General features: G+C 58.8%; 18 protein-coding genes and 1 pseudogene. 6 read left to right on the plus strand and 13 right to left on the minus strand.

Annotated elements, in window-relative coordinates:
* The first annotated feature begins 165 nt into the window (after positions 1-165).
* The 6 genes and pseudogenes from CFBP5499_RS29730 (at position 166) to CFBP5499_RS29755 (ending at position 6,811) form a co-directional block, all read left to right on the plus strand.
* A complete protein-coding gene (locus CFBP5499_RS29730) occupies positions 166-912 on the plus strand; it encodes an SDR family oxidoreductase (RefSeq protein ID WP_080830640.1) in 747 nt (248 codons plus the stop codon).
* Positions 913-940: 28 nt separating this feature from the next.
* Positions 941-2,755 (plus strand): phosphogluconate dehydratase, encoded by a 1,815-nt coding sequence (gene edd, locus CFBP5499_RS29735; protein ID WP_080830639.1) that lies wholly within the window; start codon positions 941-943, stop codon positions 2,753-2,755.
* 67 nt (positions 2,756-2,822) lie between these two features.
* Positions 2,823-3,879, plus strand: a pseudogene (locus CFBP5499_RS29740) (aldo/keto reductase).
* Positions 3,880-4,192: 313 nt separating this feature from the next.
* Positions 4,193-5,026: a MetQ/NlpA family lipoprotein gene (locus CFBP5499_RS29745; protein ID WP_080830638.1), complete on the plus strand. Its 834-nt coding sequence runs from the start codon at positions 4,193-4,195 to the stop codon at positions 5,024-5,026.
* Positions 5,027-5,103: 77 nt separating this feature from the next.
* Positions 5,104-6,174 carry a methionine ABC transporter ATP-binding protein gene (locus tag CFBP5499_RS29750; protein ID WP_137066569.1) on the plus strand — a complete coding sequence of 357 codons (1,071 nt, stop codon included), beginning with the start codon at positions 5,104-5,106 and terminating at the stop codon, positions 6,172-6,174.
* Positions 6,155-6,811, plus strand: a complete 657-nt coding sequence (locus tag CFBP5499_RS29755) for a methionine ABC transporter permease (protein WP_080830782.1) — start codon at positions 6,155-6,157, stop codon at positions 6,809-6,811. Before CFBP5499_RS29750 ends, CFBP5499_RS29755 begins: the two co-directional genes overlap by 20 nt.
* Before the next feature lie 415 nt (positions 6,812-7,226).
* Here CFBP5499_RS29755 and CFBP5499_RS29760 read toward each other — a convergent pair whose 3' ends face one another.
* The 13 genes from CFBP5499_RS29760 to CFBP5499_RS29820 all read right to left on the minus strand — a co-directional run bounded on the left by CFBP5499_RS29760 (position 7,227) and on the right by CFBP5499_RS29820 (position 19,184).
* A complete protein-coding gene (locus CFBP5499_RS29760) occupies positions 7,227-8,324 on the minus strand; it encodes a LacI family DNA-binding transcriptional regulator (protein WP_080830781.1) in 1,098 nt (365 codons plus the stop codon).
* 582 nt (positions 8,325-8,906) lie between these two features.
* Complete coding sequence (gene trbI / locus CFBP5499_RS29765; protein ID WP_080830779.1) at positions 8,907-10,208, minus strand: IncP-type conjugal transfer protein TrbI; 1,302 nt, start codon at positions 10,206-10,208, stop codon at positions 8,907-8,909.
* 11 nt (positions 10,209-10,219) lie between these two features.
* Positions 10,220-10,696, minus strand: a complete 477-nt coding sequence (gene trbH, locus CFBP5499_RS29770) for a conjugal transfer protein TrbH (RefSeq protein WP_080830778.1) — start codon at positions 10,694-10,696, stop codon at positions 10,220-10,222.
* Complete coding sequence (gene trbG, locus CFBP5499_RS29775; protein ID WP_080830797.1) at positions 10,696-11,550, minus strand: P-type conjugative transfer protein TrbG; 855 nt, start codon at positions 11,548-11,550, stop codon at positions 10,696-10,698. The genes trbH and trbG overlap by 1 nt, the downstream gene beginning before the upstream one ends.
* 17 nt (positions 11,551-11,567) lie before the next feature.
* Complete coding sequence (locus tag CFBP5499_RS29780; RefSeq protein WP_080830777.1) at positions 11,568-12,230, minus strand: conjugal transfer protein TrbF; 663 nt, start codon at positions 12,228-12,230, stop codon at positions 11,568-11,570.
* Between the two features lie 14 nt (positions 12,231-12,244).
* Entirely contained in the window at positions 12,245-13,432 is a 1,188-nt protein-coding gene (gene trbL / locus CFBP5499_RS29785; RefSeq protein ID WP_080830776.1) for a P-type conjugative transfer protein TrbL, read from the minus strand.
* A complete protein-coding gene (trbK, locus tag CFBP5499_RS29790; RefSeq protein WP_080830775.1) occupies positions 13,426-13,635 on the minus strand; it encodes an entry exclusion protein TrbK in 210 nt (69 codons plus the stop codon). The genes trbL and trbK overlap by 7 nt, the downstream gene beginning before the upstream one ends.
* Complete coding sequence (gene trbJ / locus CFBP5499_RS29795) at positions 13,632-14,396, minus strand: P-type conjugative transfer protein TrbJ (RefSeq protein WP_371507051.1); 765 nt, start codon at positions 14,394-14,396, stop codon at positions 13,632-13,634. The genes trbK and trbJ overlap by 4 nt, the downstream gene beginning before the upstream one ends.
* A 16-nt stretch (positions 14,397-14,412) precedes the next feature.
* Positions 14,413-16,881, minus strand: coding sequence for a conjugal transfer protein TrbE (locus CFBP5499_RS29800; RefSeq protein ID WP_080830773.1), 2,469 nt, complete (start codon positions 16,879-16,881; stop codon positions 14,413-14,415).
* A gap of 10 nt (positions 16,882-16,891) precedes the next feature.
* A complete protein-coding gene (locus CFBP5499_RS29805; protein ID WP_080830772.1) occupies positions 16,892-17,191 on the minus strand; it encodes a conjugal transfer protein TrbD in 300 nt (99 codons plus the stop codon).
* Complete coding sequence (trbC, locus tag CFBP5499_RS29810; protein ID WP_080830771.1) at positions 17,184-17,588, minus strand: conjugal transfer pilin TrbC; 405 nt, start codon at positions 17,586-17,588, stop codon at positions 17,184-17,186. Before trbC ends, CFBP5499_RS29805 begins: the two co-directional genes overlap by 8 nt.
* Positions 17,578-18,549 (minus strand): P-type conjugative transfer ATPase TrbB, encoded by a 972-nt coding sequence (gene trbB / locus CFBP5499_RS29815; RefSeq protein WP_080830770.1) that lies wholly within the window; start codon positions 18,547-18,549, stop codon positions 17,578-17,580. The genes trbC and trbB overlap by 11 nt, the downstream gene beginning before the upstream one ends.
* Positions 18,546-19,184 carry an acyl-homoserine-lactone synthase gene (locus CFBP5499_RS29820; protein WP_080830769.1) on the minus strand — a complete coding sequence of 213 codons (639 nt, stop codon included), beginning with the start codon at positions 19,182-19,184 and terminating at the stop codon, positions 18,546-18,548. The genes trbB and CFBP5499_RS29820 overlap by 4 nt, the downstream gene beginning before the upstream one ends.
* Positions 19,185-19,549 lie beyond the last annotated feature (365 nt).

Here is a 19,549-nt window from a genome sequence, read left to right on the forward strand (position 1 = left end):
AGGCCATTTAAACTTGCTTGACAGACTGGTATATACCAAGGATGATTGTTGACGCATTGGCCGGGTCGATGCAGGCGCGTAAAGCCATCCCAAACAATGTCCGCTTGGAGCTCCGTTGCTCTGGCTAAGGCGGCCCGAAGTTAGCTCATCAAGAAGGTGAAGACCATGAAACTCAAAGGTAAAACCGCCGTCATCACAGGCGCTGGACGCGGAATCGGTCGCGCGACGGCTCTGGCACTGGCCAAGGAAGGCTGCAACATCGTCGTTGCTGCTATCGAGGCCGACCAGATCGAAGCTGTGGCAGCAGAAGTTCAGGCACTGGGCGCCGGGGCACTTGCTGTGCGGACCGACATCCAGCACAAGGCCGATGTTCAGGCCTTGGCCAAAGCAGCTATCGAGCGTTTTGGCGGCGTTGATATCCTCGTCAACAATGCGGGTGTCGCTATCCACAATGCCATTCCTGATATCAAGGAAGAGGACTGGGATTGGACGATGGCGATCAATCTCAAAGGCACGTTCCTCACCACACAGGCCTTCTTCCAGCATATGTGTGATCGAAGAAGCGGCCATATCGTGAATATTGTTTCCCGAGCCGGGAAAGTCGCGTCGGCTAAATTCGGAGCCTACGCCGCATCGAAATTCGGCATGCTGGGCTTCACGCAGACAACCGACGCGGAAGGTCTGCAGTTCGGAGTTAAGGCAACAGCCGTCTGCCCAGGAGCAGCCGAAACTCAGCAGCGTGCGGAAAACCACGTCGACGATACCGCGAACTTGCTTCAGCCTGACGATGTTGCCGAGTACGTCGCGTTCGTTCTAACTCGACCTCACCGGGTCTACATCGAAGAGGTGTCGATTGTCCCGCAGGCAATGAAGCCGCGCCCCAAGGAAGCTTTCTTGAAGCCGGGTATCTAATGGATCAGGTGCCCAGGGAGCAGTTGTTATGAGTGTTAGCAAGTCAATCCAGGCCGTTACCGACCGCATTGTGGGTCGGAGCGCTCAATCGCGCCGGGAATATCTCGACCGTCTCGTGGAGCAGACGAGTAAGGGGGTTCACAGGGCCGCGCTCTCATGTGGCAACCTCGCTCATGGTTTTGCGGCGTGCGCAACTTCCGACAAGAAAAGACTTGCCGGCGCTCATAGTCTGAACCTGGGCATCGTCACATCCTACAATGACATGTTGAGCGCCCATCAGCCCTATGCCGCCTATCCTGATATCATCAAGGAGGTGGCCCGCTCGATTGGTGCAAGCGCCCAGGTGGCCGGCGGCGTGCCGGCCATGTGTGACGGCGTAACCCAGGGGCAGCCCGGGATGGACCTGTCCCTGTTCAGCCGCGATGTGATCGCGATGTCCACGGCGATTGCGCTCAGTCACAACATGTTCGATGCTGCCGTCTATCTCGGCGTCTGCGATAAGATCGTCCCAGGTCTTCTGATCGGAGCACTTGCCTTCGGACATCTTCCCGCAGTCTTCATACCTGCGGGGCCGATGACGTCCGGCCTCTCAAACGATGAAAAAGCCCGGATCCGGCAGCTGTCGTCCGAAGGCAAAATTGATCGCGCCGGGTTGCTCGACGCGGAAGCGAAGTCCTACCACTCTCCCGGCACATGCACCTTCTATGGCACAGCCAACTCAAACCAGATGCTGATGGAGATCATGGGCCTCCATATTCCGGGTTCGAGCTTTGTCAATGCGAACACCCCTTTGCGCGACGCGCTCACGCGCGAGGCCGCACGCCGTGCGCTCTCGATCACCACACAGGGTAACAATTACACCCCAGTCGGCCACATCATCGACGAACGAGCGATCGTAAATGGGATTGTCGGCCTGCTTGCAACCGGTGGCTCGACGAACCACACGCTGCATATTATCGCCATTGCGCACGCGGCTGGCCTCAATGTCACATGGGAAGACATGAGCGATCTCAGCGACGTCGTGCCTCTGCTTGCCCGTGTTTATCCCAACGGCTCTGCCGACGTGAACCATTTTCATGCCGCCGGCGGCATGGGATTCCTCATTCGAGAATTGCTTGACGGCGGGTTTCTGCACGACGATGTCAATACGATCTGGGGGCGTGGGCTCAGGCAATACACCGTCGAAGCCAGGCTGACGGGCCATGAGCTGGTATTCGAGGAGACAGTTCAGTCTTCTGGCGATCCAAAAGTCCTTGCTCCGGTGGAAAGCGCGTTCTCAGCAAACGGCGGATTGAAACTTCTGTCGGGGAACATGGGCAAATCGGTCATGAAGGTTTCCGCAGTCAAGCCTGAGAACCGGGTGATCGAGGCGCCAGCGCGCGTATTTCACACGCAGGATGAGTTGCAACAATCGTTCAAAAACGGAGAGCTCAACGGTGATCTGATCGCTGTCGTTCGCTTTCAGGGTCCGAAATCAATTGGCATGCCCGAACTGCATAAGCTTACGCCCGCACTTGGTGTATTACAGGATCGGGGTTTCAAGGTGGCGTTGCTGACCGATGGTCGCATGTCAGGCGCATCGGGCAAGGTCCCCGCCGCAATTCACATGACGCCAGAGGCCTCCGATGGCGGCCCCATTTCCAAAATTCGAGATGGCGACCTCATAAGACTAGATGCAAACGAGGGAACTTTGACATTCCTTGGTGACGAACAGGAGTTTTTGTCACGTGTTTCCGTCAGCCACGATCTTAGGTCGCAGCACTTCGGCATGGGTCGCGAACTCTTCGCCCGCTGTCGATCCATGGTCAGTTCCGCCGACCGCGGTGCGAGCGTGTTTGGATAGCGCCTGAAAAGAACGCGTCCTTTATCGTCGCCTATTCAGAGAAGCTTCAATTCCAAAGGGAGGAATCATGGAATACCGTCAGGTCGGCCGTTCGGGCCTCAGAATATCATCTCTAACAATGGGGACGATGACATTCGGCGGCGTCGGGTGGGCGCGTAAGACCGGTGATCTTGATGTCCCCGAAGCACAACGCCTTGTCGATATTTGCGTCGATGCCGGTGTCAATCTGATCGACACGGCCGACGTCTATTCCGACGGCATGTCCGAAGAGATCATCGGTAACATTCTCGGTGGGAAACGAAAGGATGGCGTCCTGATCGCAACGAAGGCCCGCTTCCCAATGGGCAAGGGCGCGAACAACGCCGGAAATTCGCGTTATCACCTTATCGAGGCTTGCGAAGCCAGCCTGCGGCGTCTGAAGACGGACGTCATCGATCTCTTCCAACTGCACGAATGGGACGGCCAGACGCCTCTCGAGGAAACGATGGAAGCGCTCGATACCCTCGTACGCCAAGGCAAGGTACGCTATGTCGGTTGCTCCAACTTCTCGGGCTGGCATATCATGAAGGCGCTTGGTGTGAGTGAGCGGGATAAGCGCCAACGGTTCGTCAGCCAGCAAATCCACTACACGCTCGAAGCGCGCGACGCCGAATATGAGTTGCTGCCGGTTTCCGTCGACCAAGGCCTCGGCGTGCTGGTTTGGAGCCCGCTCGCTGGTGGTCTACTCTCTGGAAAACATCGCCGCAACCAGGCTGCACCTGAAGGTAGCCGCCAGTTCGCCGGTTGGACCGAACCGCCGATCCGTGACGAAAACCGTCTTTGGAACATCGTTGAGACTCTTGTATCGATTGCCGGTAGCCGTGGCGTTTCGGCGGCGCAGGTCGCGCTGGCGTGGCTGATTGGTCGAACGGCGGTAACTTCCGTTGTTATCGGGGGCCGGACTGAAGCTCAATTCAAGGACAATCTCGCAGCATCAGAACTGAAATTGAGCGCCCAAGAACGCAAGCTTCTGGACGACGTGAGCCTCCCCCCCGCTGCTCTATCCTTATTGGCATCAGCGTAATGAGGCAACCGACAGGCTGAGCAAAGCGGATATTGAATTGCTCTCTGCGCACTTGAAGTAGGAGTTATGATTCTTGTGAAATAACTTACAATATTTACGAAAATAAAGTATTGATGAGCTAATTTGGCGCACTACCGCTGGCAGTGCGCAATTTTATCTATTATTATGTCAAAGTAATATAATGTTATTATTAAAATACGACAACAACTCGTAGCTGAAATCATTTTCTTAATTCCAATTATTACTTGGAAATACATTTTATGTTCAATGTGACAAATAAATTAGCAGATGTTGCCTGTAAAACTGGCATCTGGGACAGTGCTTTTTGAAACACTTCCGTTTCATCCGATCCTCCCAATCGCGAAAGTCATCCAATGTCTGAAACATTCCCTAACACCCACCATTTCACGCGACGCCTCATGCTCGCATCCCTTGCAACACTTGCTGTGACAACGCTATCCGTTTCAGCTCCGGCGTTCGCTGACGAAAAGAAGGAACTGAAGGTCGGAATCATCGCGGGTGAAGATGAAGATGTCTGGCGCGTGGTGGCGGCAGAAGCCGCCAAGAAGGGACTGACCGTCACGACGGTCGTGTTCAACGACTACACCCAGCCGAATGAAGCTCTCGCGCGCGGCGAAATCGATGCGAACGCCTTCCAGCATCTTCCGTATCTGGAGAACCAGATCAAGACGCAGGGCTACAAGATCGTTCCGGTCGGCTACACTGGTGTCTGGCCGATTGGCCTCTACACCAAGAAGTACAAGAGCGTTGCAGGGCTGCCGCATGGCGCAATCATCGGCGTGCCGAACGATCCGTCCAACGAAGGCCGTGCACTCCGGGTGCTGCAGAACGAGGGCTTGATCAAGCTCAAGGATGGCACCGGCATTCTGGCGACCATCGCCGACATTGTCGAGAACCCGAAGAAGGTAGAAATCAAGGAACTCGACGCTGGTATCGTCGGCCGGTCGGTCGAGGACCTCGACGCCGCTGTTGTCAACACAGACTGGGCGGTAAAGAGCGGTCTGACGCCCGCAAACCGCATTGCCCAAGAGCCGATCGCCGACAATCCGTATCGAAATTTTATTGCGGTGCGGGACGAATCGAAGGACGAGCCATGGGTCAAGCCGTTGGTCGCGTCTTACCAAAACGACGCTGTGAAGGCAGAGTTCAACCGCGTCTTCAAGGGCACCGGCATCACCGCTTACTGATTTGAGGCACACAAATCCAATATATCCCGCGACACTCATGAAGTGCGCGGGCGACCGTCGTTTTGCGAAAGATACTAATGAACAAACATGTGTTATTGACAGCGCACGAAAGAGAGGAAACGGACGGCGACGTCATCCGGCTCACCGATCTTCGCCGTCGCTTTGGTGAGACCGCCGCGCTCAATGGGGTTTCGCTCAGCGTCCGGCGTGGCGAAATCCTTGGAATCATCGGACGAAGTGGTGCCGGCAAATCCACACTGATCCGCTGCCTGAATGGGCTGGAGAGACCAGACAGCGGAACGATCGAGATCGACGGGCGCGAGATCACCGGCCTCAGCGAAGCCAGCCTGCAGCCGCTGCGTCGAAACATCGGCATGATCTTTCAGCACTTCAACCTGCTTTCGGCTAAGACCGTCGAAGAGAATATTGCCCTGCCGCTGAAGATCGAGGGCTGGTCCAAAGCAAAGCGTCTGACACGCGCCGCCGAACTCATGGAACTCGTCGGTCTATCCGGCAAGGGGAAGGCCTATCCGTCGGAGCTCTCCGGCGGCCAGAAGCAGCGCGTTGGCATCGCCCGTGCCCTCGCGGCAAGTCCGGCACTTCTTTTGTCAGACGAGGCGACGTCGGCGCTCGATCCTGAAACGACGCGTTCGATCTTGGCGCTTCTCAAGGACATTAATAGCAAGCTGGGCCTGACCATCCTGCTCATCACCCATGAGATGGAAGTTGTGCGCAATATCGCCGACCGCGTCACCGTGCTGGATGCAGGCCTTATCGTGGAAGAGGGACCTGTATGGCAGGTGTTTTCCCAGCCGAAGGCTGAAACCACTAGGAGTCTGCTCAGTGGTATCCGCCCGCAGTTGCCTGCTCACATCGCCGATTCATTGTCGCAGGATGTGCGAGACGATTCTGTTCTGGCAATCGATATCGCAGGGCCTACGGCGGCCGGGCCATTCTTGCATGACCTTTCGACCGAGTTTCCGAACAGCTTCCGTCTCATTCATGGAGGTGTCGATCACATTCGCGAGCAGCCCGTTGGCCGCTTCTTCATTGCCGTGAGCGCCGGCTCTGCCGGTGCTCTGGTGTCATTCGCACGGCGTCTCGGCGCACAGGTGGAGGTGCTAGGTTATGTCACCAATCATGATTGAACTTCTTATCCGCTCGGTTTGGGAGACGGTGCTGATGACGGCCGCATCCGGGATCATTTCGCTGGCATTCGGCCTACCGCTCGGGCTGGCACTGGTTGCAACGTCGCGGGGCGGCATCGCCGAAAGCCTCTGGCTTAATAGCGTCCTCGGCGCCATCATCAACGCCTTTCGCTCCTTGCCGTTCATCATTCTGCTGGTTGCACTCATCCCACTCACCCGGCTGATCGTCGGTACCTCGATTGGCACTTGGGCAGCGATCGTGCCGCTCTCGATCGCGGCGACACCGTACTACGCCCGCATCGCTGAAGTTTCATTGCGGGAGGTTGATCGCGGATTAATCGAAGCCGTGAGGGCAATGGGCGGCAATCGCTGGACGATTATCCGCGAGGTGCTCATTCCGGAAGCCCTACCCGGTATCGTCAGCGGTTTCACGGTAACGATCGTCACTCTGATCGGCGCTTCAGCCATGGCAGGCGCCATCGGTGCCGGCGGACTAGGGGATCTAGCAATACGTTACGGTTACCAGCGTTTTGAAACCACAGTGATGATCGCCGTCGTCGCCGTCCTGATTGTTTTGGTCTGCGGAATCCAGTGGCTTGGTGACCGCATGGTCAAGCGGTTGGACCATCGAGCCTGAAGGATTGAGGGAGGATCTGGGGAGTTCTAGCTTGTGAAACGCCTCCACGTGCAGAATGATAGGTTCGGCCAGATCTCTTCCAGACTCAAGACACACCAGACTCGGTGACTAGGCGTCCCCTGCACTGTTTTGGCGAAAAGCACATCTCGGAAATGCTTTTAATTGAAGTTTGCTCGAATCCGGGAATTGAGGGAAAGCACGGAGTTCGAGTGAAACGCCATGACGTTACACCACTTTTCTTAAGTACAGGGCGTTCATTCAGGCACGCGCAGTCGAAGACGGACCGCGCGTGTTCCGCCCGAGATCAAATCAACTTTTCAGTTAAATCTGAACTACGTTAGAGATTCTTGCATCTAATTCGGCGACCTGTGTACTATGAGTGAGCTACCTGCCTATGCAATCAAAGCTGAAATATTTAGCAGCGAAAATCTCTCGACTTTGGTAAGACGGTCTCGCTATGCAAAGCATCTCCCACGGAAGCCCGGTGTATTAGGACCGCCGACATAAGGGTTTCAACGGCAGAGGTTGACGGCTTGCCCTTCAAACGGCCGATCAGGTGCTCTGTGGCGGCTACGGCGAGATCTCTTACTGGTTGAGAAATCACGGTCAGTGGGGGCGCTACAGCGTCAGTCCAATCTGCATTGTCAAAGCAGATGAGAGAGACATCCTCTGGGATCGAAAGGTTCATGTTCCTCAGCACCCCAAGGAGCAAGAGGGCGGCGGAACTGTTCGTTGCCAGAAATGCCGTGGGTCTGTCGGGGGACGCGCAGAGCACACGCACTTGCTGGGCGAGATTCTGTGGATCCCAACCGCCCAGAACGACAAGATTGGGCGAGAACGGGATTTCAGCGTCGTGCAATGCTGCGCGATACCCTTCGATCCACTCGCGCACGGGCGAGATCAGGGCCTGCGGACTTACGTGGGCGGAAACTTCCGACACCAATGCGACATTCGAGTGGCCTCGAAGAATGAGCGACTTGGCTGCCTCATAACTTGCACCAAAATTGTCGACGGCGAAAGTGTCGGCGCGTAGGGTAGCGATTCTTCTCTCAAGGAGGACAACCGGGTAGCCTCTTTGCCACGCATTTGCGAGGTGCTCTATCTCGCTGCTTGAGGTTGGCGTGATGATCAATCCATCAACCCGCTTGGCTAGGAGAGATCGAATAGCGTCACGCTCCAGCGCGATATCCTCATCGGTCGTCGCCAGGATCACGGTAAAACTGTGCGCACTGGCCGTATCCATAATGGCCCGAATAGCCCGTGCCAAATTCGGATTCTGGATATCCGGGATAATGACGCCGATCGTTTTGCTGAGGCCGGTCGCCATGCTACGCGCGAGCTGGTTTGGGTGGTACGCCAAGTGCTTTGCGGCGTCCAGAACGCGTTCGCACGTCTTTTCACGGACGGTGCCATACCCACCCAGCACTCTTGCGGCCGTGGCCCTTGACACACCCGCGACGCGTGCAACATCGGTGATGGTCGGAACGGCGTTGCAGCTATCGCCGTCTTTCATAATCAGTTTGCTCTGAGATGAACGTGTTGGGAGGGGGGAGGTATCACCTCGGCATTCCCCGTCTTATTGAACGACATTGCGATTTTCCTTCCCGCCGACATCGACTTTATACTTGTTCGGCGGCACGGCGCGACGACGCTCATGTGTCTCCGCTACGTCCTGGCAGTCGAAGGCTGGCACCAACGCGGCGGCCGGAATATACTCCTCGTCGATGGCGGCTCAAGGCCCTCCAGCGCTGCCACCCGAAGTGTCTTATCCCCCAGCCGCGTTTCATTCGGCAGCCTGTCGTTCAGTCGATCTTCGTAGTTTTGATGCTACCCGGACTGAAAAGCCAGATAGCCAAGCATGTTTGTATAACTGGTTACGCCCTTCCTAATGGCGTAGCTCTGTTCTCGCCACATAAAATAGACAAGCGGCGATAATTCCAGCACTCTGTCCACGAAAGCAACGTAGATTTTCGCCCGCTCCGCCTTGTCGACCGTTGCCCTGCCCTTGTCGAGCAGTTCATGGATCTGAGGATCGTTGCAATACGGAGAATCGTTGGTCCGAACGTAACAGAGTTGTTGGGACTTGGCGCGCGTCTCACCGATATGATCCTGGGAAAACAATGTCCTGATCCACCAGCACGTTGAATTTGTAACCGGGCCGGACCTCCAGCGTCGGCTGGACGTCCATGTGTCTTTGGATGGTGCGATCAGCGACGCGACCGAAGGTCTCCGCGAAATTCCTCCGCGCCGCATCTGATGCCGTATCTTGCGTGGCGAGCGTCGAACTCTCAGGCACGGCCATGTCGATCCCTGTGCCGATCACTGCAACGAGGACTGCCGAACCAAATGTCTGCAGCCACTTGCGGTCGATCTTGTCACGGAAGCCGCTATAGCCTTGCGCATCCGTCCCCGACATGCCGCCGATCTGGAGGGTCGAGCCGTTCGGAAAGATAATGTCGGTCCAGACGACGAGCACGCGGCTTTGACCGAATGAGACCTTGCTGTCATAGCGGCCAAACAGCTTCGTCCCCTGCGGGATCAAAAGCCGATGTCCTGTCGCTGAGTCAAAGACGTTCTGGCTCACCTGGGCGGCGATCCGGCCGGGAAGGTCGGAATTGATGCCGGTGATCAGCGTTGCCGGGATGACCGAGCCACGTTTGAGTTCAAAGGCCGACTGCTGGGGGACAACTCGGTTGGGCAGATAGCCGAGCTCCTTGAGGTCAGCGTTGAAGAAATCCTCCTTGGATTTTTGGCCGTTTGGATCAACGTTCTGCCCAGCGAGGCCCGAGCGAAGGGCTGCAGCGTACAGGTCGGACGCGCCAGGTGTCACTGCGGTGGAGACCCCGTTTGTCGTCGTGTCGGCTGTATCCGCTCCTCGCCCAGTGAACTTGCCGCGATCGACAGCGATCGGCGAATCATAAGCGGCGTCATTGGCCTGCAGCCGGGCCATTCTCTGGCGCTGCCGTTCACGGAGATATTGCTCTTCCTGCTCGCGTGCCAGACGGGCGCGCCAGACCTGTTCGGATTCCAGCGTCTCGGCTGGCCTTGCCTCTTCCCTTTCACCGGGTTGCGGTGTGAACGGATTGACGGAGCTCTTCTCACTTTGAGTTTCGACAGGCGTCGGCTGCAATGTTGTCACCTGTTGTGGCTCGCCGATGATGCCGTCCGAGACTCCGCGTTTGATCTGATCGGCGTAGGTCGAAGCCGGATTGCCGGAGCTTGTCTCCGGTCCGGTGTCGCGGAAAAATAGTCCTCGCGAGGTCAGGCCATAGAAGATGACACCGAGGAACGCGACGATCAGCACGACCACGACGATGATCGGCAAACGGTTGATCCGGCGCATGCCGGAGCCTGCACCCTCGTTTTGGGAACCGCCGAGCTTGAGCGATTGAACCATGACCGCCTCCCCTAACCGCGCTTCATGACCGAGAGCGCACTCGCAGCTTGAGCGCCTGTCGTTGAGACAACATAGGCGCGGCCGAGTTCGACGCTGTTGGTCGACAGGCGCGCAAGCACCTGGCCCTCGAAGGGAATAACCACATAGGCGAGTGGCACGGTGCGCGCCGTACTATCCGTCTTATGATCGGTCACGATGGCATAGCCCCAGCCCTTCAGGGCTGTCTCGAGCGCTTGGCCGAAGGGCGAACTGTCCTGCTTTAACGAGACGGTCGCGGTCCCAGGGCCGATCTGCTCGGCGAGCCTGCTCACCATATCGCCGGCGATGGCGCTGGCGGCAGGACCGGAGATTTCTGGCGGTGCGTTGCTGGTGGTAAGCCCCTCCGTGCCCAGCGACTGGCATCCGGAAAGGAAGATGGTAAGGGTGCTGGCGGCGGTAAGGCTGCGGAGAAGGTGCAAGGTCTGCGGGAGGGCTGGCAAGCTTCGCATTACCGCCCTCCCCTTCTGATCGTCACCTTTTCTTGTTTCCAGCCAACGCCTGAGACGAGCACAGCGCGGTCGACATGATAATCGACCACCATCATATCGCCCTTCATCCGATAGTTGACGATGCGGTTCTGCCCGCCCGACACGACAAACAGCACCGGAACATCCTGGCCGGAGATCGAGCGCGGGAACTGGACGTAAGTCTTCTCCCCGTCCGAATAGACCCGCGTCGGCCGCCAGCCGGCATTGCCGGAGATGGAATAGGAGAAATTCAAGCGCTCGGCGGGGACGCCGGCACCCGGGATGGTGCTCGCCTCGATACGGGCGTTGATGTCAGCCAGCTTCGCCGAAATATCTTCCGGATATTCGAACCCAACCCGGGCCATGTACTGGTTTGCATGTGACTTGAGCTGGATATGATAGGTGCGGCGCGAGGTTGTCACCACCATCGAGGTGACGAGGTTCGGCTCGGACGGCTTGACGATCAGGTGGATCGCCTGCCCGCCGGCCGCCCCCGACGTCGCCGGTTCCACCTTCCATCTTACCGTGTCGCCCACGAGTACGTCGCGGACCACTTCGCCGCCCTGAAGCTCGATGTCGCAGACCTGCAGCGGTGAGCAGACGACGGACGGCTGAACCTCGCCGTAGAGGAAGATCACTTTGCCGTCCGGTCCTTTCGTGACAAGTCCGCGTGATCCGCGCCACTGGGTGGAAATACCCATTCCCTTCGCCTCGTTGGCGGTAACGCCATCGGCCGCTAAAGCGCGCGAGGAAAGGGAGGTCGACAGCGGCCCGATTGCGGTGACGATCGTGGCAGCCGTCAGCAAGGCCGGAAAACGTCTGGGTCGATTACTCATGTTCGTGGCCATGCCTTTCAAAGCTGCGCAGTCCAGTCGAGGTCCCGGAGATAGAGACCGATCGGGTTCAATCGAATGACACCCTCGTCCTGCGGTGGCGTCAGGGTCACGGTGGCAATGCCGCGGAAACGGCGGACGGCGGTTTCCTTGCCGCGACGGTCGCGCTCGAATTCTGTCCAGTCGATCTGGTAGCTCTGGTTCGAGAGTGCGACGATATTGTTGACCTCAATGGCAACGGTGGCGTTCTTCGCCTTCTCGAAGGGCGATGAGGAGCGGAACCAGGCGTTGACCTTTTCGGTCGCAGGGTCCGAGGTCCGAAGCAGCGCATAGGTGCGATCAATATATTGCTTCTGAACGACGGTATCGGGCGTCACAGACCGGAAGTTCGATACGAAACTGCCGAGCGTGGCGCGCACCACACGCGGATCGGCATATTCGATCTGTTGCGGAAACCCGGCACTCGAGGAAGTGCCGAGCTTGTCCACCTCGACGATATACGGCACCAGTTTGACCTGCGTGCTCTGGAAGAGCGCGTAGCTGAAGCCGATCACCGCCATGGTCATCCCGGTGATACCGACGATGCGCCACGCGGATGCCGCCCGGACATAAGAGCCGTAGCGCTCGTTCCATTCATTTCTCGCAGCGATGTAGGGATTGTCGGGCGGGGTGGGTCCGGCCATGTGTGATCAGCCCTTTACTTTTTATCGTTGATTGGCGGGGGTAGGGACGGCGCCCCGGACTTTTGCGTCTGGTCGAGCTTGGCATTGGCAAGCCCGAGCAGCGATCCGGCATAGGCGCCGGGCGAGCCGATCGCCTTGTCCTTTGCAGCGGAGCCGACGGCGCCGGCTGCACCACCAACGGCGGCTTCCATGCCGCGCATCGCCGCGCCGGCAAGTGACGATCCGCCAGCTCTCGCAGCATTCGCTGCCTCAAACCCCCGGTTTGCAGCACCTATGGTGAGGAAGCCGGCGCCTAAAGCGGTAGCGGCCGCCTGCCCGCCGTGACGGATGGCTTCCATGCCGCCACCGACCGACGCGCCCTGGACGACACCCTGCATGATTGGGGGCACGTACATAGCAATGACGAAGACGACGACTGAGATGCCGGCGATCGCGAGCGTTGTGATAAACTGGTCAGAGGTTGCCGTCGGCGCCTCAGCCAAGCCTAGCAGAATGTCCGAACCAATCTTGGCAATCATCACCAGAGCCATCAGTTTCAAGCCGACGGAGAAGGCGTAGACCAGGTACCGAACGGCAAAATCCTTCGTATAGGACGAGCCGCCGAGCCCGAGCATGATCATGCCGGCCAGCAGTCCGACATACATTTCGACCATGACCGCAACGAAGATCGCGGCGACCAGGGAAAAGGCGACCACAACCACGACCATGGCAAAGACAGCCGCGATGGCAAGCGCATTGTCCTCGAACAGGCCGAACTTCGCCTGCTCGGACATTTTAGAGGCGACGCGGATCCCGGCATCGAAAATATTGGCGGGTGAAGCCGAGCCGCCGCCGGCACCGATCTGATAAAGACTATCGACCACAGCCTTGGCGAAGGCCGGACCGCCATCCAGGATGAAGGCGAACAGACCGATGAACATGATCCGGCGGACCAGTTCAGCGAACCACGCATCAAGGCTCGCCGCATTGATCGCCAGCCATACTGCGGCGATCCCGACTTCGATGCCGGCAAGGATCCAGAACAGTGATCTCGCCGCATTCATGACCGTCGTCTCCCAGCCTTTAGCGGCGGTGACAACCTGGTTTTCCAATGTAGTCAGGACCGCCCCTTGCTGGGCGAAGGCCGGCGCGTTTGCAATCAGCAGGATAGCGATGCCAATAATGGCAGTCTCCAGTTTGCGGGAGGGGCGTACGATCACCATCGTGGCTTCATCTCCTGTCCGCCGCGCACGTCGCGATCCGGATCGCCGCTGAAGAAGCGCTCGCGATACTCGCGCCGCGCCTCACCCGAGCCTGACGATTCAGCGGACGTCGCACCCGGCTGAACGATCAGCCAGACGAGAAAACCGCCTCCCAAGCCGATGCCACCCGCCACTACGAGAGCAATCAGAATGCGCGGGCTCACCAGCGTGGCTCCATCGTTTGTCCGCCTCGGATGTCATTGGTCGGCGCGTTAAAGAATTGTTCGCGCCGGACCTGTGCCAGATCCTTTTGTGCCTGTTCCGACTGAAACCAGGTGCCCATCATCGTCGTCTGCTGCGAAACCAGCCCACGCAGCTTCTGCATCTGCGCGACTTCCTGGGCTGCGATCTGGTGTCCGACCTGCAGTGCCTTCATCTGGCCATCGGCCGATTCCGACATCGAGCGCAGCGACGACATGGTGGATTCTTCGCTGGAGAACTGATCGGACGTCAGGCTGGCCGCCTTCAACGTGCCGGCGATCGTGTCGCGATTGGTGTCGGACCAACCCTGATAGCTTGACGAGAAGCTCTGGCCGTCCGGCAGATTGCTTTTCATGTCGGCGAAACTCTGGAAGCGTTGCTTCAGAACGTCGTCGACATTGCCCATCGAGAAGGCGATGCCCTGGCCTTGGGCGACGACGCTCTGCAGTTTCTTCAGGTCGTTTTCGACCTGCCCCCAGATATGATCCGGAAGTTGGGCGGTGTTCTGCAGCAGGTTGTTGTAGATGTTGATCTGGTTCTGGATCTGCTCGGCAAGCTGGGAGATCTGCTTGATCTGATTGTTGACCTGCTCGGCCGACTTGCCGACGAGACTGATGAGTTCCGCATTGTTGGCAATCTGCGTCCATTCCGTAGCCTGACCGGTGACACCGCCCGCATAGGTCGGAATTGGGAAAGCGACCGGGATGACGACGGCTGCGATCATGACGGCGTGCGCCGCATCAAGCGGCAGGGAAGAGTGTTTCGGCATGGGCGATCCCCCTTTGCTGGAGCCAGTGGATGGGCCAGTCGGGCCCGTATTGTGAGTGCAGGGCACGGATGTGCTTCAGGTCTTCCTTTCCGGACGCGCCAACGAAGGAGAGCGTCACGGGACCAAGCGACATATCGAACAACCTGCGGCCCTCCGGCGAGGCCACATAATATTCGCGCTTCGGAAGGGCTGTTGCGACGATCTCGATCTGCCGCTCGTTGAAGCCAATGCGCTCGTAGAATTCACGCGTACCCGGCTCACGCGCTGCACCGTTGGGCAGGCAGATCTTGGTCGGGCAAGACTCCTTGAGGACGTCGATGATACCCGAGCGCTCGGCGTCGGATATCGATTGTGTAGCGAGCACGACCGCGCAATTGGCCTTGCGCAGTACCTTCAGCCATTCGCGGATCTTGTCGCGGAATGTTGGATGGCCGAGCATCAGCCAGGCTTCGTCGAGGATAATCAGGCTTGGAGCGCCGGTCAGACGCTTCTCGACCCGCCGGAACATGTAGAGCAGGACAGGCACGAGATTGCGCTCGCCCATGTTCATCAGCTCCTCGACGTCGAAGCATTGGAATGCGCCGAGTGCCAATCCGTCCGCCTCCGCGTCGAGCAGCTGACCCATCGGGCCGTCGACCGTGTAGTGATGGAGTGCGTCCTTGATCTCGCGCATCTGCACGCCGGAGACAAAGTCCGAGAGCGAGCGACCGCGGGATTCCGCCATCAAAGCAAGTTGCCTGGAGATGGCGTTGCGAAAATCGGGTGTAACAGTGACGCCTTGCAGCGCGACGAGCGTCTCGATCCACTCGGCCGCCCAGGATCGGTCGCCGTCGGTCGAAAGTTCGGCCAGCGGGCAGAAGGCAAGCTGCGGCGAGCCGCCTTCTCCGGCCCCGGCCCCGTCGGCGCCGATCTCGTAGTGATCGCCACCGACCGCCAGCGTCAGCGGCAGCATCGACCGACCCTTGTCGAAAGCGAACACCTGGGCATCGGCATAACGGCGGAATTGCGCGGCAATCAGCGCCAGCAGCGTCGATTTGCCGGACCCCGTCGGGCCGAAGATCAGCGTATGGCCGACATCGTCCACATGCAGGTTGAGCCGGAACGGCGACGAGCCGCTGGCGACCTGCATCAGCGGCGGTGACCCGGCTGGATAGAACGGGCACGGCGCGATGGGGCTGCCCGACCAGACCGAGTTCAGCGGGATGAGGTCGGCAAGATTGCGGGTGTTGATCAGCGGCTCGCGGATATTGGCGTAGGAAACGCCCGGCAAGCTGCCAAGGAAGGCGTCGGTTGCGTTCAGCGTTTCGATCCTGGCGCCGAATCCTTCTGCCTGGACGAGACGGCGGATAGCCTCGCACTTTTCCTGAAGACGCGGTTGCTGTTCGTCGAACAGGACTATGACCGGCGTGTAATAACCATAGGCAACAAGCTGCGACGCCGCCTGGGCGATCGCGTCTTCGGTCTCGGCCACCATCATCATGGCGTCCTGATCGACAGATCGGCTTTGCGTCTGGAAAAGCTGGTCGAAGAACGGCCTCACCTTCTGTTGCCATTTCTTGCGGGTACGCTCGAGCTTCTGCCGAGCCTCCTGCTCGTCGAGAAAGACAAAGCGTGATGACCACCGATAAGTGAGCGGCATCAGGTCGAGGCTGTTTAGGATCCCCGGCCAACTCTCGGCGGGGAGGCCGTCGATGGCGACGACACCGAGGAAGCGGTTCTCGACCGTCGGGGTCAGACCGTGCTGCAGCTCGGCTGTGACCAGCCAGTCAAGATACATCGGAATATCGGGCAGGCGGACCGGGTGGTTCTCGCCGGTAATGCAGAAGCGGATGAACTGGAACAGCTCGTCGTAGCGGGCGATCCGGAAACCGCCGCGTTCTTCCGTCTCCCGCGTCATCATGCGGCGTATGGATACGACATTGGCGAAATACTGTTCGACCTCGCGGATGGCGGTCCGAAAGGTGTCGAGCGCCGTATCGGCGTGAGATGCAGAACGGCTCCCCGCGTCGGCATAGACATAGCGCGTCAAGCCTGATCGCCGTGGCTCCGGTGGCCGCCAGGTCAGAATCAGCGCGTGCCGGCTCTCGTAGTGCCCGCTCTCCCTCTGGAAATGAGACCGCCGTTCCCGATCGATCGCGCCTGTGACGGGATCAGGAAAGTGGCAGGTGTTCTCTGCCGGATAGTCGATCGTCGGTACCCTCAAGGCCTCGACCTGGATCATCCAGCCGGAGCCCAGGCGAGACAGGATGGCGTTGATCTGTCGCGACACCTCATTGCGCTCGGCATCGGTCGAGCTTTCGCTGTCCGGCCCCGCGAAGTACCAGCCCGCCATAAGTGAGCCGTCCTTCAGCAGGATGACGCCTTTGTCCACCAAGCCGGCATAAGGCACGAGATCGGCGAAGGATGGCCCGGAATGACGGAAGGATTTGAGGGCGACCATCTCACATCCCTCAGAACTTGCGCCACGGCGATGACGTCGCGCGATAAGACGTCTTGTACGAAATGTGCCGGAGGTAGACCCGCCGCATCAGAGGATCCGCTTTCGCCATCATGCGCAGTGCCGCCACAGCGACCAGCCAGATCGCGATACCGAACAGCGCCGCGTACCAGGTCAGCACAACGAAGATCAGGATGATGGCCGCTAGCGCTGTCAGCAGCACCAGTTCGCGGTCAGCGCCCATGAGCAGGTTTGGCCGGGAGAGTGCCCGGTGTACCCGAGAGCGTGCCAGAGAAGAGCCGGCGTCAGCCATGAGCCCCCTCCCCCACTGTGGCCGGCGTCATCGTTGGTTCGGGAGTGTTTTGCTCGGCCTGTGCTTGAGCCTCGCCGATCGAGGCCCCGGTCGCGCCGAAGAGAGCGACAATCTGGGTGGCTCCGAGCAGCACGCCACCCACCAGCGCGACATAGCAAAGCCGTCTCGCGAAATCATTCAGCTCGCCTCCAAAGATCAGCATGGCGCCAGCAATGGCGACAGCGGCCAGCGCGATAAACCCGGCAACAGGTCCGGTGATCGATTGCTGGATCTGTTGCAGCGGCGATTCCCAGGGAAGGCCGCCTCCACCCGAGGAAGCGAGCGCCGGTTCTGCAAGACCAATTGAGACGGCGACCAGTGCCGCACAGGTGAGTAATATATTGGTTCTACGCGACATGGCTGTCCTCATCGATCTGGGCATAATGTTCGGTCTGGTAGCGGCCGTTGCGGTATCCCTCGAGGTGGATCACCTCACGGACCCGCCTCCCCTTCGCCGTTCGCTCAATAGAGACGAGGAGATCGACGGCTTCGCCGATCACCTCCTGCATAGGCTGCTGGCTGGCTTCCGCTGTCAGCTGCTCAAGCCGGCGCAGGGCAGACATCGCCGTGTTGGAATGGACCGTCGTGACGCCGCCCGGATGTCCCGTGTTCCAGGCCTTGAGCAACGTCAGTGCCGCACCGTCGCGGACCTCGCCGACAATGATGCGGTCGGGACGCAGACGCATCGTGCTTTTGAGCAGGCGCGCCATGTCGATCGTATCGCTGGTATGTAGCGACACGGCGTTCTCGGCCGCGCATTGAATTTCGGCGGTGTCTTCGAGAATGACCATCCGATCGTCCGGGGCCGCAGTCACGATTTCGGCGATGATGGCATTGGCGAGCGTCGTTTTGCCGGACCCCGTGCCACCGGAGATGACGATATTCATCCGTGCGTCGATCGCGCTTCGAATTGCCGATGCCTGGGCCTCGGTCATCACTTTTGACGTCACATAATCGTCGAGCGGTATGAGGCGTGACGCCCTCCGCCGGATCGTGAATGCCGGCCCGGATACGATCGGTGGCAACAGGCCCTCGAAACGGTGTCCGCCGATCGGCAATTCGCCGGATATGATCGGCCGTTCATCGTCAGCCTCTGACTGCAGGGCGTGGGCGACGCTGCCGATCACGACTTCGGCGGCGGCAGGCGTCATTGCGCCGGCTGATACGACCCCATGACCGAGCCGCTCGATAAACAGTCGACCATCGGGATTGAGCATGATCTCGACGACCGTCGAGTCATCAAGGGCGACGCAAAGCTGGTCGCCGAGCGCGTCCTGGAGTTTGCGGACAAGGCGCGGATGGGAGCGAAGCTGGGTCACGCGGCGCTCCTGAACGGGCGGCCGTTATCGTCCGCGATGATTGAACGGTATCCCGGCGGGCAGACTCGTTCGAAGCTCGTTCGGTCGGCGGGCAAACGTCCGGCGACGGCGACAGTGTTGCCGATCGCGACGGGTTCGCCCAGTCGCGTCATCGGCCAACCGGCGCGCTTCAGGATGCGCTCGAAGCGAAGATCGGTTGCCGTGACGATTTCGTCGTAGCCGTTTGCCATCGACCATTCGATGATGCCGGCAAACATGGTAAGCGTCGCGAGATGCAATTGGCCCCCTGCCCTCGCGGTCGGCAATGTCGTGTCGACGCAGAAGCGTGAGCTTTCGACCATCCCGGAATGTGCTCCGAGTGAGCCCGCTTCGAGCAACTCAGGGAAGGTCTGTTCCAGCATCGTGGGCCCGCAGGCCGGAAGAAGTCGAACGCAACCAGCGATCAATCCGCACATTGCAATAGCCAGAAGGTACGTCGGTTTGCAATCGTCGTACCGGTCGCGCTCTTCCCCTCTTGTGATCGAGACGTCCCAATCGAGACGACCGCCAAATACCTCCGCACGAAGACGGTGCATCTGGTTCAGGAGGCTTTGACTACGCTCGTGTTGGTCGGGCGAGACTGTCAGTATCCGCATCATAATCTCCGCATGAACCGGTCGTGCGAAAGGAAATCACGCCGCGACGCGTGTGCCTATGTGCAGATCTGCACCTCAGGTGATTCTAGCGAGTCGCTGGTCCGGCTCTTAGAGTGTGAGCGCGTGGTGAGCTAGGCGGAGGAGATTCATGTGCAAATCTGCATGTCGTCGCAACGAGATCGACTTGCGCAAACAGGTGTAAGTGACAGATTCAAATCAAAGAATCGGGATAGGTCTCTGATACAACGAAAACGTGTTAACTATTGATTAACTTTAAATATCTTGCAAACCGTGCTGGAATCGGTTGTGCTATCCACGATAAATAGGTGTGTTTACGAAAATTACCGTGTGTACGAGAGGAAGTC

This window comes from Agrobacterium tumefaciens (assembly GCF_005221325.1).
Classification (GTDB): Bacteria; Pseudomonadota; Alphaproteobacteria; order Rhizobiales; family Rhizobiaceae; genus Agrobacterium.

What these genes read in the sequence shown, in the direction of transcription:
- CFBP5499_RS29780 (WP_080830777.1), bottom strand. Translation starts at nt 12,230, where the DNA reads ATGGCCGGACCCACCCCGCCCGACAATCCCTACATCGCTGCGAGAAAT.
- trbJ (WP_371507051.1), bottom strand. Translation starts at nt 14,396, where the DNA reads ATGATCGCAGCCGTCGTCATCCCGGTCGCTTTCCCAATTCCGACCTAT.
- CFBP5499_RS29820 (WP_080830769.1), bottom strand. Translation starts at nt 19,184, where the DNA reads ATGCGGATACTGACAGTCTCGCCCGACCAACACGAGCGTAGTCAAAGC.
- CFBP5499_RS29730 (WP_080830640.1), top strand. Translation starts at nt 166, where the DNA reads ATGAAACTCAAAGGTAAAACCGCCGTCATCACAGGCGCTGGACGCGGA.
- CFBP5499_RS29760 (WP_080830781.1), bottom strand. Translation starts at nt 8,324, where the DNA reads ATGAAAGACGGCGATAGCTGCAACGCCGTTCCGACCATCACCGATGTT.
- CFBP5499_RS29745 (WP_080830638.1), top strand. Translation starts at nt 4,193, where the DNA reads ATGTCTGAAACATTCCCTAACACCCACCATTTCACGCGACGCCTCATG.
- CFBP5499_RS29805 (WP_080830772.1), bottom strand. Translation starts at nt 17,191, where the DNA reads ATGGCTGACGCCGGCTCTTCTCTGGCACGCTCTCGGGTACACCGGGCA.
- CFBP5499_RS29800 (WP_080830773.1), bottom strand. Translation starts at nt 16,881, where the DNA reads ATGGTCGCCCTCAAATCCTTCCGTCATTCCGGGCCATCCTTCGCCGAT.
- trbC (WP_080830771.1), bottom strand. Translation starts at nt 17,588, where the DNA reads ATGTCGCGTAGAACCAATATATTACTCACCTGTGCGGCACTGGTCGCC.
- edd (WP_080830639.1), top strand. Translation starts at nt 941, where the DNA reads ATGAGTGTTAGCAAGTCAATCCAGGCCGTTACCGACCGCATTGTGGGT.
- trbG (WP_080830797.1), bottom strand. Translation starts at nt 11,550, where the DNA reads ATGAGTAATCGACCCAGACGTTTTCCGGCCTTGCTGACGGCTGCCACG.
- CFBP5499_RS29750 (WP_137066569.1), top strand. Translation starts at nt 5,104, where the DNA reads ATGAACAAACATGTGTTATTGACAGCGCACGAAAGAGAGGAAACGGAC.
- CFBP5499_RS29755 (WP_080830782.1), top strand. Translation starts at nt 6,155, where the DNA reads ATGTCACCAATCATGATTGAACTTCTTATCCGCTCGGTTTGGGAGACG.
- trbI (WP_080830779.1), bottom strand. Translation starts at nt 10,208, where the DNA reads ATGGTTCAATCGCTCAAGCTCGGCGGTTCCCAAAACGAGGGTGCAGGC.
- trbL (WP_080830776.1), bottom strand. Translation starts at nt 13,432, where the DNA reads ATGGTGATCGTACGCCCCTCCCGCAAACTGGAGACTGCCATTATTGGC.
- trbH (WP_080830778.1), bottom strand. Translation starts at nt 10,696, where the DNA reads ATGCGAAGCTTGCCAGCCCTCCCGCAGACCTTGCACCTTCTCCGCAGC.